Raw genomic sequence first — 13455 nt, 5'->3', positions numbered from 1 at the left:
CCCGCGCTCGCCGCTCGGCCCGCGCTCGCCGCTCGGCCCGCGCTCGCCGCTCGGCCCGCGCTCGCCGCTCGGCGCTGACCACAGACGCAGCGCCTTTGATGCATCAAGGCCGATGCATCAAGGCCGATGTATCAAAGTTGATGCATCAAAGGTGATGTCTTGCGCCGGTGCGGCGCAGCGTTCCGCGCCAGCCGGGGGACTGCCGATGACGCGCTCCTCCATGACGCCGGGGTCGTTGGGGTTGTTCGGTCGAGGTGGTTCGGCTGGTGGACGACGCCGTGGGTCGGGCCTCGCAGCCCGTCCAGGGTGTCGGGGAGGGTTCAGGGGCGGCGCTGCTCGTGCGGCAGGCGGCTCGCGCCGCGCATTGTGGCCCTATGGTCGGGACTGGACAAACCCCCGGGGATCGGACGAGTATCTGCGCGCAGGAATCGGCGGAGAGCGGAGACGGGCGCGGTGGGTTCGGACGGGCGATTCGACGACTTTGCTTCGGAGCTTGCCGGCAACGCCACGTATTGGCGGGACGGGCAGCCCGTGTACGACCGCGGGGACACCGTCTGTGTCATCGGGGCGGGCGGGACCGGGCTGACCGCGATCAAGAACCTGCGCGAGGCCGGGTTCGGGGTCGACTGCTACGAGCGTGAGACGGGCGTCGGCGGGGCCTGGAACTGGCGGCACGACCGCAGTCCGGTCTACGCCAGCACGCACCTCATCTCGTCCAAGCCGTTCACCCAGTTCCCCGACTTCCCGATGCCCGACGACTGGCCCGACTACCCGCACCACTCCCAGTTGCTCGCCTACTTCGAGCGGTACGCGGACCACTTCTCGCTGCGCGACCATATCTGGTTCGGCACCGAGGTCGCCCGGGTCGAGCCGGCCGAGGACGCTCACGGCGGGCCGCCGCGGTGGGACGTGACCGTGAAGGGGTCGCGCGGGGGAGCGCCGCGGACCATGCGCTACGCCGCCGTGGTCGCCGCCAACGGGCACAACTGGGCGCCGAAGATGCCCGAGTACGAGGGGCTGGCCGACTTCCGCGGCAAGGTGATCCACGCCAGCCAGTACAAGGACGCCTCCCAGCTGCGCGGGAAGAAGGTCCTCGTCGTGGGGGCGGGCAACACCGGGTGCGACATCGCGGTCGAGGCGGCCCAGCAGGCGGCGAAGTGCTGGCACTCGACCCGGCGGGGGTACTGGTACGCGCCGAAGTTCGCCCTCGGCAAGCCGGCCGACCAGGTCAACGACCGGATCCTGGCGATGCGGCTGCCGTTCAAGCTGCGGCAGTGGCTGCTGCACCGCACGATCAAGATGACGGTCGGCGACCTCACCCGGTTCGGGCTGCCCAGGCCCGACCACGGCATCCTGGAGATGCATCCGCTGGTCAACAGCCAGCTGCCGTACTACCTGGGCCACGGCGGCATCGTGCCGGTGCCCGACGTCAAGGAGTTCGGCCACAGCGAGGTGACGCTGGCCGACGGCACCGTGATCGAGCCCGACCTGGTGGTGTTCGCGACCGGGTACCAGCCGCGGTTCGAGTTCCTCGCCCCGGAGCTGTTGTCCACCGACGGCGCCGGGCGGCCCCGGCTGGCCCTGCAGATGCTCTCGCGCACCCACCCCACGCTGGCCGTCGCCGGGCTGCTGCAGCCCGACTCGGCGCTGTTCACGCTGTCGCACTGGCAGACGGTGTTCATCGCGCAGTGGCTGCGGGTGCTCGACGCCTCGCCCGACAAGGCCCAGGCGCTCTACGGGCGGCTGCGGCAGGACGGCGACCGGCGGTACACCCAGGGCCGGGTCACCGAGTCGACGCGGCACTGGTTCGAGGTCAGCCACTTCGTGTACCTGCGCGAGCTGGAGAAGTCCCTGCACGAGCTGGAGGCGGTCCGTTGACCACCCGGGTGATGCGCTCCGACGAGTGGGCCGACCCACCGGCCCCGGTCACGCGCGAGGTGCTGGACGCCGCGCCGGACGGCGCCGAGCACGGGCCGCCCGTGCTGTTCGTCCCCGGCTACGGGCACGGCGCCTGGGCGTTCGCCCAGCACTGGCTGGAGCACACCGCCGCGCGCGGCTTCCCGGGGTACACCATGAGCCTCCGCGGCCACGGCGGGAGCGGCGCCGATCCGGAGGCGCGCCTGCGCGACTACGTCCACGACGTCACCCAGGTCGCCGCGGGACTGCCCAAGCAGGCGGTGCTCGTGGGGCACGGCGCCGGGGCGCTGGTCGTGGCCATGGCGATGGCCCGCTACCCGGTGCGCGCCGGCGTGCTCGTCTCGCCCGTCTTCGGCGGCCTCGGCACGGCGTTCGGCCTGCTGCGGCGCAACCCAGGCGGCACGCTGCCCGGCCTGTTCGGCGGGCGGGTGTCGCTGTCGGCCTCCCAGCTGTTCAGCCGGGGGTTGCAGACCAGCGTCGCCCAGGGGTACGCCCGGCGGCTGCAGCGCGTGCCGTCCGGCGCCCAGCGCCAGCTGATCCGCCGCCACCAGCCGGAGGCGCCGGTCGGCGACCCGCCGGTGCTCGTGGTCGGCAGCCCCGACGACAAGGTCGTGGCCGGGTCGGCGCTGGAGTGGGCGGCCCGCCGCTACGGCGGCTCCCCGCTGCTGTTCCCGGGCATGGGGCACGACCTCATGCTGGACGCACGCTGGCAGGAGCCGATCGACGCGATCCTCGACTGGCTCGAAAAAGCGCGCTAGACGCGGGCGCCGTTGTCCGGGTCGTCGTCCTCCTCGTCGCCCGGGCGCAGGCGCAGGATCAGCGTGACGAAGCCGGCCAGCACGGCCGCGAAGCCGAGGAACAGCGTGGTCTGCGCGCCGAGCGGCAGCAGGTCCGGCCAGAAGAGCAGGAGCAGGCCGGCGACCAGGCCCAGGACGGCGAGCACCGTCGCCGGCGCGAACTTCGGCAGCGGTGGCGGGGGTGGGGGCGTGTACCCCTCGTCCTCGTCGTCGGGCAGGTCGGCGCCGAACGTGTCGAGGCTGTCGAGCAGCGAGCGGTCGACGGCCTCGGACGGCCGGCGCAGCGAGGTGCGCGGGGCCGGCTCGTTGTCCATGTCGGCGACCGCCGGGGTGGACGAGTCGAGGTCCTCGGCGGCGGGCCAGGGGGCGCTGGTGGGGTCGACGGTGGTGTGGAAGCCCGCGATGATGCTGGCGAACGTCTCGTCGTCGGACTTGCGGTTCGTCTTCGCCTCCTGCTGCTCCGGGCCCGCCGTGGCCGGCTGGGCCGCCTCGGCCGGGGGGATGTGCTGCTCCGGCACGGAGGTCAGCTGGGCGAGGTAGTCCCGTGCCGTCGCGAGGTGCTCCCGATCAGCGTAGAGCCGGTCGGTCGGGCGCGCGGGCAGCGTCGTGGTGCGCGTCACCGGGTGCAGATCGGTGGCAGGCTGGAGATATGCGGCAATGCCGCCCGCGGCCAGCACGTCGAGGAGATGCTCCCCGACTCGGGGATCGACGTCCCCGACCACCGCGTACTCCTGCGCCACCAGGCCGTTGTCCCGCCTGCCGCGCCGCGCCCCACCCCCTGCCACAACTCGCCCCTCCCCGCGGTGATGGACGCGGCGGCCGGGTGCGCCGCGAAACTCCCGCTGCTCGAAATCCTGACATGCCCGGGCCTGCTTCCGGGAGTGCGTTGTGGTGCGCCGTACTGCTTCGTACGCTCTTTGCGACGGTCATCACCGATTGTCGCGCGATCTTGAAAGGTTGGCCGTGCTCTACTGGCTCCTGAAATACATCGTCCTCGGGCCTGTGTTGAAGCTCGTCTTCCGCCCGAAGGTGGAAGGCCTGGAGCACGTCCCGGCCGAGGGGCCGGTGATCATCGCCAGCAACCACCTCTCGTTCGCCGACTCGATATTCATGCCGCTCAGCGTCCGGCGCCGGGTGACGTTCCCGGCCAAAGCGGAGTACTTCACCGGAAAAGGGCTGAAGGGTCGGCTCACCAAGCTCTTCTTCGCCGGCACCGGCCAGGTCCCGATCGACCGCTCCGGGGGCAAGGCGGCGCGGGCCGCGCTCGAGGTCGGGCTCCGGATCCTGCGGGCGGGCGGGATCTTCGGCATCTACCCGGAGGGGACCCGCTCGCCCGACGGGCGGCTCTACCGGGGCAAGACGGGAGTGGCCCGGCTCGCACTGGAGTCGGGGGCTCCAGTGGTACCGGTGGCGATGATGAACATGGACAAGGTCCAACCGATCGGGCAGCGCCTGCCGAACCTCAAGCGGGTCCACATCCGCTTCGGCCCGGCCCTGGACTTCTCACGGTACGCCGGGATGTCCGGCGACCGGTTCATCGAGCGCGCCGTCACCGACGAGATCATGTACGAGCTCATGGTCCTGTCCGGCCGCGAGTACATCGACATGTACGCCCAGAAGGTCAAGAACGCCGCCGCCAAGGAGCCGGTCGCGGCCTAGGTGCTCCGGGCGGGCGGGACGCCGGCCAGCAGGAGCAGGCGCGGTGCGCGGGCCTGCTCGGCGAACGCGACCAGCTCGGCGCGCCACGGCTCCAGGCGCTCGTCGTCGCCCAGCCGGGACAGGGCCTGCACCGCCCAGGTCAGCGACAGCGCCCGGGCGGAGGCGTTGGGGATCTCGGCGTAGAGCTCTGCCGCGGCCAGGTGCATGTCGGCCGCCCGGGCGTGGTCGTCGTCGACGAACGCGATCGCGCCGGTGATCGTGCGCAGCGCCGCCTCGACCCACGGGGTGCGGTGCGGCACGTCGGCCAGCATGTCGCGGACCGCCATCATCGCCACCCGGCCGGACAGCACGGCGGCGTGGGCGGTCGCGTCGATCCATTCGCCGCTGGCGATCGCGCGGACCTCGCGCCACGTCTTGGCCAGCTCGACGATGAGCGCCTCGGCCTCCCGGGAACGGCCCTGGAGGGCCCGGGACAGCGCGCCGTGGCCCAGCACGGTCCACTGGAGCCGGTAGAAGCCGCTGCGCCGGCCGGCGGCGAGCAGCTCCTCGATCCCTTCGTCGGCCGGCTCCGATTCGAGCGACGACAGGATGTTCATCCAGGCGTGCGCGCCGACGATCTGCAGGTCCCACTCGGAGCCGGACTCGGCGCTCGCGGCCTCGGCGGCCTTGATGAGCGCCGGCCAGTCGCCGGTGAAGTAGGCGTTCTGCGCGACGTCGGAGTAGGCGGTGGTGAGCGTGCGGCTGCCGGGGACGGCGTTGCGGCTGTCCTCCAGCAGGGCCTGCGAGGCGGTCCAGTCGCCGTCCTCGCGCAGCGCCCAGGACACGTTGCGCAGCGCGCGGTACTCGGACTGCAGCCGCTGCTCGCGGCAGACCTCCAGGCCGGACTGGAGCTCGACCAGGCCGGCCCGGTCGCCGGCCTGGAACAGCGCCGTGCCGATCGTGATGCGGGCGCTGGTGGCCACCTCGACCAGGCCGAGCCGGTCGGCGATCTCGGCGGCCGCGCTGGCCGCGGCGACCGCGGGCTCGACCTCGAAGTTCAGCATGTGCAGGCGGCCCAGCTCGGCGTACGCGTCGGCCTTCGACGGGTCGTCGGGCAGCTCGTCGAAGAGCTCCACCGCCCGGTCGAGGCAGGACAGCGCGTCGAGGCGGTCGGCGCGCAGCCAGGCCGCCTGGCCGCGCACGGTCCACGCCCGCGCCGCGCCGGCCTGGTCGCCCGCGGCGTACAGCCGTTCGGCCAGGCTCACCAGCTGCTCGGCGCCGCCGGTACCGAGGAAGCCCTCCGGGTCGGCGTAGAAGCGGATCTCGGTGGCCAACTGCTCGATGCGCAGCCGCTCGAGCGGATCGGTCTCGTCGTCGCACAGCGCCAGGGCCTTGCCGGCGTACGTGGCGGCGGCGTCGAGGGCGTGCAGCGCGTAGGTGCGCCGGGCGGCCCGGTGCAGGGCCTCGCGGGCGGGCACGCTGTACCGCGCGGCGTCCAGCCCCAGCGAGCGGGCGATCTCGTACGCCGTGTAGCGGTGGTTGGCGACCACCTCGGCCAGGTCGGTGTCCCGGTCGGTGGCCACGCCGTCGAGCCACTCGGCGGTGAGCTCGTGCCGCGCCACCCGCTCGGTGCGGGGGAGCCGCTGGTAGCAGACGTCCCGGACCAGGACGTGGCCGAAGCGGTACTCCGTCTGGCCGGCCATCGTCGAGGCGGCCTGCTCGTGGATGAGGTCGCGCTGCTCCAGCCGGCGCAGCGAGCGCTCGATGCCGTCCTGCGGGCGGCTCATCGCGGCGCCGACCGCGCCCGGCCAGAAGTTCATGCCCACGACCGCGGCGGCCTGGAGCACGGCCCGGTCGGCCGCGTCGAGCAGGTCGACCCGGTTGGCGATGACGGCGTGGACGCTGTCGGGCATCGGCAGCGCCCGGTCGAGCGCGTCGGTGGCCCGGAGGCTGCCCTGCTCGGCGAGCATGCGGGTGTACTCCAGGGCATAGAGCGGGTTGCCGTCCGCGAGCTCGACCAGTGAGTTGATCGACGTGGACGGGAAGGCCGCCTGCCCGAGCAGGTGGGCGTACATGGTCGCGATCTCGGAGTCGCGCAGCGGCGGCAGCGTGATCGTGACCGACCCGGCCACCGCCCCGGCCCAGCTCGGGTTGCGCTCCAGGAACTCCGGGCGCGCCGTGCACAGAAGCAGGAGGGGCACATCTCGTACCGAGGCGCCGAGGCGCTCGACGAAGCGGATCATCGACTCGTCGGCCCAGTGCAGGTCCTCGAAGACCAGGACGGTCGGGCGGTGCGCTGCGAGCGCCACGACGAAGCGCCGCCACGCCGACTCGGTCTCGTCGGGGGCGAGCTTCGGCCCGGCCAGGCCGACCAGCGGGCTGAGCGCCTCGGCGAGCCGCTCGGCCTCCGAGTGCTCGACGATCGTGGCCAGCGTGGTGTCGAGCCGCTCGCGGGTCGTCTCGGCGCTGTCGGTGTCGAGGATGCCGCTCTGGCCCTTGACGATGTCGGCCAGCGCCGCATACGTCACGTTCTCCCCGAACGGCGGGCAGCGGCCGGTCCGCCAGGCCACCGGCGCGTCGAACAGCCGCTCGGCGTGCAGGAACAGCTCGTGGACCAGCCGGCTCTTGCCGATGCCGGCGTGGCCGACGACGGTGACCAGCTGCGGGGTGCGCTCGCGCAGGCCCCGGTGCAGCGCGTTGACCAGCAGGCTGAGCTCGTGCGTGCGGTTGACCAGCGGGGTCGAGCCGGCCTCGCGGTCGGGGTGGTTGCGCCGCAGCGGGGCGAGGGCCAGCCACACCTCGGTCGGCGTCGAGCGGCCGCGCAGCGTGGCCGGCGGCTGGGCCTCGTAGCGGATCGAGGACTTGGTCAGCCCGTACGTCGTGCCGCAGACCAGCACCCCGCCGGGCGGCGCCAGCGACTGCAGCCGGGAGGCGGTGTTGACCACGTCGCCGGCGACGATCGCCTGGCCGCCGTCGCGGGCCGCGGCCACGTCGACCAGCGCCTCGCCGGTGGCGACGCCGACCCGGAAGCGCAGCGCGCGCTCGCCCTCGCCGGTGCTCGCGTAGCGGGTCAGCACCCGCTGGAGCTCCAGGCCGGCGCGCACGCAGCGCACGGCGTCGGTCTCGGTGGCGACCGGCGCGCCGAACAGCGCCATGACCGCGTCGCCGATGTACTTCTCGACCACCCCGCCGTACTGCCCGATGACCTCGCGGGCGGTCGAGAAGAAGCTCTGCTGGAGCTCGCGGACCAGCTCCGGGTCGGCGCGCTCGACATACGGCGTGAAGTCGATCAGGTCGACGAACAGCACGCTGATGCGCCGCCGGTCCTCGCTGCGCGGGGCCGGGAGCGGGACCGTCGCGCGGCCGATCGGGCGCTCGGCCCGGGCCACGGAGGTGCGCGCGACCGGCGTGCCGCAGCCGGTGCAGAACGCGGCATCCTGGCTCAGGGCACGGCCGCAACTGCCGCAGGACGGCGTCAGCTCGGCGCCGCAACCGCCGCAGAACCGGTCGCCCTCGCCCGCCTGACGGCCGCAGCGTGCGCACTGCCTGGAAATCGCCGACACTCCCGAACTCGCCTCGCTGAGACACCCATCCTCACACGGCCGCGACGCACCGACCAGGTGTACGGACAGAGATCGCGTGAATGCGCAGCGTTGAACACATTCACGTGGCGGCGTGTCGTGGGGGCGCCTCATCGAGGGCCTTCGGTGGGCACACGGAATTTTCAGACGGATGGCCGGGTCGGGCCCGGCCGTCCGTCTGTCCGTCCGTGACTGAACGGGTTACCGCTCGGTCATTCCCGCCCGGCGGCGCAGCGCGCTCAGGTCGGTCACCACGATCCGCCGGCCCTCGGTGCGCAGCCAGCCGCGGCTGGCGAACGACCCGATCGCCTGGTTGACGCTCTGCCGCGAGCCGCCGGCCATCTCGGCGAGCTGGCTCTGGTTGAGCTCGATGGTGACCATCGGCGCGTTCGTCTCGCCGGCCAGCCGCACCAGGGTCTTGGCCACCCGGCCCGGCAGGTCGAGGAAGACGTGGTCGGCGTTCTGCTCGGTGAGGCGCCGGATCAGCCCGCCGAGCGAGCGCATGACGGCGTCCAGGATCCGCGGGTTGGCGTGGACCAGCTCGATGAACGCGTGCCGGGACAGCGCGAGCGCCTGGCAGTCCTCGATCGCCTCGGCCGAGGCGGACCGGGCCGCGCCGTCGAGCAGGGACACCTCGCCCAGCGTGTCGGGCGGCCGGACGACGGACAGCACCGCGCGCTCGCCGGTCGGGGCGGTCCGGAATACCATCACGGCACCGCGCTTGAGCACGATGAGTGACTCGCCCGGATCGTTTTCGACGAACAGCAGCTGGCCTTTGCGGTATGTCCGAGGCACCGCCGCCTGGATGACCCGTTGCCGAACATCGGGGTCCAGACCACTGAACATGTCCACGCCGGTCAGTGCGTCGCCGGGATCTGGCAGCCGACCCTCCACGGTCAAACCCCTCCCGGTTCAGCGTTGATCGGTTCCATGATCACCCCTTGGTGATCACAAGCACGGTAATGAACTTCTACCAGATCATGACGTGCCTGTCGGAGTCTGTACATCCCCCGCATCGGCTCACCGACAGCCTGCGCATGACAACGGAGGCAGGCTAGTGCCACCACGCAAACCGCTGGGGGGCGGGGGGCATGGAGAGGGGTGCGGCCGGGCCGCGGGTGGTGCGAGCACCCGCGACCCGGCCGCCGGGCTTTGGCGCGTTTCCGCCCCTCGTGCGCCTCTTCCCGGCGGCCAGGTGTGTGGCGTCGGGCGTTCGGCATGGGAAGTCCTGATTGACGGCGACGAATGGGTTTCCAACCCGCCGCCGTTTTCGCGGCCGGTCGGTCCGTGACCTCGCGGGTCCGCACCCGGGCATCCCGCCGCGACCGGCTCAACGGCCCGGTTTCATGATCGATGGCGAGTTCCGGCTGTCATGGCGACCAGAACGCTCCATTGATCATGGCCGCGGCTGGGCCGGCCATGATCAAGGGAAACTTCTGGTTGTCATGGCAGCCGGATGCTTCCCATGATCATGGGCGCGGCGGCCGCTCCACCCTCCGTAGCCGCAAGTCTGGGTGATATGTCCGATTTGTGGGGCAGGGTTGGCGGCGGGAGCCGGGTTGTGGCGGGCGCGTGGTGCGGCCCCGAGTGGATCGCGGAAGTAGAGGGCGGAGCCGTGTGGGAGACCCGGGTGGATCTCGGTCGCGGGGGCGGGGCAGGATGGGTGCGGTGGCGGCGTATCGGTATTTCTACGACTGTGAGTTCATCGAGGACGGGCGGCTGATCGACCTCGTGTCGATCGGGGTCGTCGACGAGCGCGGTCGGGAGTATTACGCCGTGTCCACCCAGTTCGACGAGTCGCGGGCCGGGGCCTGGGTGCGCAAGCACGTGCTCGACAAGCTTCCCTCGCCCGCCGACAAGGTCTGGCGCTCCCGTGACCGGATCCGGGAGGAGCTGCTCGAGTTTCTCACCGAGCCGCTGCGCGGCGGGGAGGCGGACGAGCTGGAGCTGTGGGCCTGGTACGCCGCCTACGACCACGTCGCCCTCGCCCAGCTCTGGGGGTCCATGCCGGCCCTGCCGCGGGAGATCCCCCGGTTCACGAAGGATCTCCGGCAGCTCTGGGACGACGCCGGGCGGCCGGCCCTGCCGGTCGTCGAGGGGCGGCACGACGCCCTCGTCGACGCCCGGCACAACCTGGCCCGCTGGAAGGTCATGCGGCCCGAGTGAGCCGCACCACGAGGTACAACGGGAGCCCGATCGGCGACAGCAGGATCGTCAGCACCATGATCGGCGCCATCAGGAGCGGGTGCAGGCGGCGCTCGCGGCTGTCGAGGTACATCCAGCGGCCCACCAGCAGGTCCCACGCCAGCACCTGCGCCCACACCGCGGCGATCACACGGTCGTCCGCGAAGAGCGCGCGGACGCCGGCCAGGTCCGGGTTCAGCATCTCCTGGGCGAAGTCGCCGAACACCGGCCCGATCGCCACGGCCCACACCACCAGCGCCGGGAGCGCGATGAGCGGCGAGGCGGCGATCCGCTGCGACCACCGCCACGTGGGGGCGACGATCATGAGCGCCCAGAACGGTACGACGGCCGGAAACGCCAGCTGAAAGAGCAGGTCTGCCATCAGACCACCCCGGCCGGCACGCGGTCGTCGGCGACGGCGGCCGGGACCCGGACCGCCCACAGGGTGCCGAGCAGCGCGAACGCCATCAGGACGCCGAACGCCCCCAGCGTCAGCCCGTCGGGGTGCGCGATCGACTGGCCGCGCAGGGCCTGCCAGGTGATGAGGACGGTCAGCCCGGCGTACGCGATGCCGGCCACCGTGATCAGGCGGGCCCGGACCCGGTCGGCGCGCAGCCGCGCGAACCGCCGCGACAGCAGCACCAGGCCGAACGCGAGCAGCGGCAGCGCCTGCAGCGCGTGCATCCCGATGAAGTGCCCGGCGCGCAGGTCCCCGCCGGTCGTCGACCAGTTGACCAGCGGGATCCCGGCGCCGCCGTCCGCCACGCCGACCGCGTGCGCGCCGATGATGTCCGAGTCGCTGTCGAGCTGGGCCTTCGTCGGCAGCGTCATGAGGAAGCCGACGCCCATTCCGCCCAGGCCGACGAGCAGCCCGAACCGCACGGCGAGCGCGGCCGGGCGGTCCGGTAGGCGCTGGATGAGCAGCAGGACGGCCAGGAACGCGGTGCACAGCCAGGCGATCCCGATGGTCGCGCCCATGACGCTGTACAGCGTGGCGTCGAGTGGTGTCTGGTTGTTGAAGTGACTCTGGTGGCCGCGGCCGGCCTGACCGACGATGATCACCATCTCGGCGAGCATCGTGCCGGCGGTGACCGTGCCGACCCACCAGCCGAGGCGCTTGCGGCGGTCGTCGAGGAGCGAGATCAGCCAGGCGAAGGTGACGGAGTAGATCGCGATGGAGACGGCGAACTTGAACGGCTTGAGCCAGACCGGCACGCCCAGGAGCGTCCGGTCGTCGAGGGCGATGCCGGCGGCCGTACCGATGGCGAGTGCGGCCATCAGTGCGGCGACGACGATCAACGGGCGGTGGAGCTGAGCGACTCGCATCGAAGCCTCCCCGAATGGATAGCGGTGCTGTCCGCTATTGGGAAGCTACACTATCCATGTCAAGGTCGGAAGGAGCTCCATGCGCATCGCCGAACTGAGTCAGAAGACCGGCGTCCCGGTCCCCACGATCAAGTACTACCTGCGTGAGGGCCTTCTTCCACCCGGCGAGCTGACGAGCCCGAACCAGGCGCGGTATGACGACCGTCACGTCCAGCGGCTCCGCCTGGTGCGGGTCCTGCTGGACATCGGACGGCTCCCGATCGCCACGATCCGTGATCTCCTGCTCGCCCTGGACCAGCCGGATCCGGACGTACATCAGGTGCTCGGCGAGGCGCTCCCGTCAACCCTCAGCGCCCGCGCGACGAGTGAGCCGGGCATCGTCGAGGCGGCCCGGGTACGCATCGACGAGATGGCCACGCGCCGGGGCTGGCTGGTCGGCCAGAAGGCCCAGGCGCGCCAGGCCGCGGCCGAGGTCCTGGCCGCGTTCGAGCAGGTCGGAGCCGACGTGGCCGACCTCCTGGAGCAGTACGCCGACGTCGCCGAGCGCATCGCCGTGCACGATCTCCAGTTCGTCGCGCGGGCCCCGGACGCCGAGGGGAAGCTCCACGCGGCGGTCGTCGGATCGATCCTGGGCGACTCGCTCCTGGCCGCGCTGCGGCGGATGGCGCAGGAGCACGAGTCGGCGAGGATGTTCGGAATCCGCGGGGACGACTGCTGAGCGTTCAGGCGAAGCGACTACAGTGCGCTGTGAATCGGCAGCGTCGCCATGAGCGGGTATCTCCGGCTCGGCCCCACCCGTCGGCGGGCCGGGCGCAACCAGGAAGGCAAGATCAAGCATGCGTATCGGCGTACTGACCGGGGGCGGCGACTGCCCCGGCCTCAACGCGGTCATCCGTGCCGTGGTCCGCAAGGGGATCTCCACCTACGGCCACGAGTTCGTGGGCTTCCGTGACGGTTGGCGTGGTCCCCTCGAGGGCATCACCCGTGAGCTGGGCATCGCCCAGGTGCGCGGCATCCTGCCGCGGGGCGGCACCATCCTGGGCTCGTCGCGCACCAACCCCTTCAAGATCGAGGGCGGCGTCGAGAGGATCAAGTCCAACCTCGCCGACCTGGGCATCGACGCGCTCGTCGCGATCGGCGGCGAGGACACCCTGGGCGTCGCGGCCAAGCTGACCGACCTGGGCGTCAACGTCGTCGGCGTGCCGAAGACGATCGACAACGACCTCGGCGCGACCGACTACACGTTCGGCTTCGACACCGCCGTGAACATCGCGATGGAGGCGATCGACCGGCTGCACACCACCGCCGAGTCGCACCACCGCACGCTGGTCGTCGAGGTCATGGGCCGCCACGCGGGCTGGATCGCCCTGCACGCCGGCCTGGCCGGTGGCGCCAACGTGATCCTCCTGCCGGAGCGGCAGTTCGACGTCGACCAGGTCGCCGGCTACGTCGAGAAGCGCTTCCAGACGCAGTACTCGCCGATCGTCGTCGTCGCCGAGGGCGCCCAGCCGCTCGACGGCCAGATGGTGCTGCACAACCAGGAGCTCGACGCCTTCGGCCACGTCCGCCTGGGCGGCATCGGCCAGTGGCTGGCCGAGCAGCTGGAGGCGAAGACCGGCAAGGAGGCGCGCACGGTCGTGCTGGGCCACATCCAGCGCGGCGGCACGCCGACCGCCTTCGACCGGGTCCTGGCCACCCGCTTCGGCCTGCACGCGATCGACGCGGTCCACGAGGGCGACTTCGGCAAGATGGTGGCGCTGCAGAGCACCGACATCGTCCGGGTGCCGCTCGGTGAGGCCACCCGCGAGCTGAAGACCGTTCCGGTCGAGCGCTACACCGAGGCCGAGGTCTTCTTCGGCTCCTGAGCGTCGCCCGTCGCGGGCCGGGGCGTCGTCCCGGCCCGCGGTCCGGTGCCTCGGGCTGCGCTGCGCCCGCGCGGGCACGGCCCCGCCCCGCGTGTAGGACCACGAGGTCAGCGGGAACTCCTTGACCCCGTCGTCCTTGAGGCCTTC

Annotated in this window: 11 protein-coding genes; 6 read left to right on the top strand and 5 right to left on the bottom strand. The window is 72.0% G+C overall.

The features are described 5' to 3' along the window. Positions 1 to 531: 531 nt before the first annotated feature. Positions 532 to 1878: an NAD(P)-binding domain-containing protein gene (locus ABZS66_RS55895; protein ID WP_354772182.1), complete on the top strand. Its 1347-nt coding sequence runs from the start codon at positions 532 to 534 to the stop codon at positions 1876 to 1878. A gap of 11 nt (positions 1879 to 1889) precedes the next feature. Beyond that, entirely contained in the window at positions 1890 to 2675 is a 786-nt protein-coding gene (locus ABZS66_RS55890; protein WP_354772180.1) for an alpha/beta hydrolase, read from the top strand. On the opposite strand, the gene ABZS66_RS55885 is transcribed toward ABZS66_RS55890, so the two are convergent. Next, on the bottom strand, positions 2672 to 3499 hold the full coding sequence (locus ABZS66_RS55885; RefSeq protein ID WP_354772178.1) for a DUF308 domain-containing protein: 828 nt from the start codon (positions 3497 to 3499) through the stop codon (positions 2672 to 2674). The genes ABZS66_RS55890 and ABZS66_RS55885 overlap by 4 nt on opposite strands. A 178-nt stretch (positions 3500 to 3677) precedes the next feature. Here ABZS66_RS55885 and ABZS66_RS55880 point away from each other — a divergent pair, with 178 nt between their 5' ends. Further along, the gene (locus ABZS66_RS55880; RefSeq protein WP_354772176.1) at positions 3678 to 4373 is read left to right on the top strand and encodes a lysophospholipid acyltransferase family protein; all 696 of its coding nucleotides are present in this window, start codon (positions 3678 to 3680) and stop codon (positions 4371 to 4373) included. Here the strand turns inward: ABZS66_RS55880 and ABZS66_RS55875 are convergent. Continuing rightward, positions 4370 to 7915, bottom strand: coding sequence for an adenylate/guanylate cyclase domain-containing protein (locus ABZS66_RS55875; protein WP_354772174.1), 3546 nt, complete (start codon positions 7913 to 7915; stop codon positions 4370 to 4372). The genes ABZS66_RS55880 and ABZS66_RS55875 overlap by 4 nt on opposite strands. A gap of 219 nt (positions 7916 to 8134) precedes the next feature. Further along, the gene (locus ABZS66_RS55870) at positions 8135 to 8827 is read right to left on the bottom strand and encodes a Crp/Fnr family transcriptional regulator (RefSeq protein WP_238015116.1); all 693 of its coding nucleotides are present in this window, start codon (positions 8825 to 8827) and stop codon (positions 8135 to 8137) included. A 774-nt stretch (positions 8828 to 9601) separates the two neighbouring features. Between ABZS66_RS55870 and ABZS66_RS55865 the strand changes: the two genes are divergently transcribed. Beyond that, complete coding sequence (locus ABZS66_RS55865; protein WP_354772172.1) at positions 9602 to 10099, top strand: polyadenylate-specific 3'-exoribonuclease AS; 498 nt, start codon at positions 9602 to 9604, stop codon at positions 10097 to 10099. Here ABZS66_RS55865 and ABZS66_RS55860 read toward each other — a convergent pair. Beyond that, positions 10083 to 10499: an ABA4-like family protein gene (locus ABZS66_RS55860; RefSeq protein WP_354772170.1), complete on the bottom strand. Its 417-nt coding sequence runs from the start codon at positions 10497 to 10499 to the stop codon at positions 10083 to 10085. The genes ABZS66_RS55865 and ABZS66_RS55860 overlap by 17 nt on opposite strands. After that, positions 10499 to 11443: a hypothetical protein gene (locus tag ABZS66_RS55855; RefSeq protein WP_354772168.1), complete on the bottom strand. Its 945-nt coding sequence runs from the start codon at positions 11441 to 11443 to the stop codon at positions 10499 to 10501. Before ABZS66_RS55855 ends, ABZS66_RS55860 begins: the two co-directional genes overlap by 1 nt. Before the next feature lie 79 nt (positions 11444 to 11522). On the opposite strand from ABZS66_RS55855, the gene ABZS66_RS55850 reads away from it, so the two are divergent. Both ABZS66_RS55850 and ABZS66_RS55845 read left to right on the top strand, forming a co-directional pair. After that, positions 11523 to 12161: a MerR family transcriptional regulator gene (locus tag ABZS66_RS55850; RefSeq protein ID WP_354772166.1), complete on the top strand. Its 639-nt coding sequence runs from the start codon at positions 11523 to 11525 to the stop codon at positions 12159 to 12161. 118 nt (positions 12162 to 12279) lie between these two features. Beyond that, positions 12280 to 13308, top strand: a complete 1029-nt coding sequence (locus ABZS66_RS55845; protein ID WP_354772164.1) for a 6-phosphofructokinase — start codon at positions 12280 to 12282, stop codon at positions 13306 to 13308. Positions 13309 to 13455 lie beyond the last annotated feature (147 nt).

It is taken from the genome of Dactylosporangium sp. NPDC005572 (assembly GCF_040605515.1).
Lineage (GTDB): Bacteria > Actinomycetota > Actinomycetes > Mycobacteriales > Micromonosporaceae > Dactylosporangium.
This window is presented reverse-complemented; position numbering and strand designations above follow the sequence as displayed.

What these genes read in the sequence shown, in the direction of transcription:
- ABZS66_RS55850 (WP_354772166.1), top strand. Translation starts at nt 11,523, where the DNA reads ATGCGCATCGCCGAACTGAGTCAGAAGACCGGCGTCCCGGTCCCCACG.
- ABZS66_RS55855 (WP_354772168.1), bottom strand. Translation starts at nt 11,443, where the DNA reads ATGCGAGTCGCTCAGCTCCACCGCCCGTTGATCGTCGTCGCCGCACTG.
- ABZS66_RS55860 (WP_354772170.1), bottom strand. Translation starts at nt 10,499, where the DNA reads ATGGCAGACCTGCTCTTTCAGCTGGCGTTTCCGGCCGTCGTACCGTTC.
- ABZS66_RS55845 (WP_354772164.1), top strand. Translation starts at nt 12,280, where the DNA reads ATGCGTATCGGCGTACTGACCGGGGGCGGCGACTGCCCCGGCCTCAAC.
- ABZS66_RS55890 (WP_354772180.1), top strand. Translation starts at nt 1,890, where the DNA reads ATGCGCTCCGACGAGTGGGCCGACCCACCGGCCCCGGTCACGCGCGAG.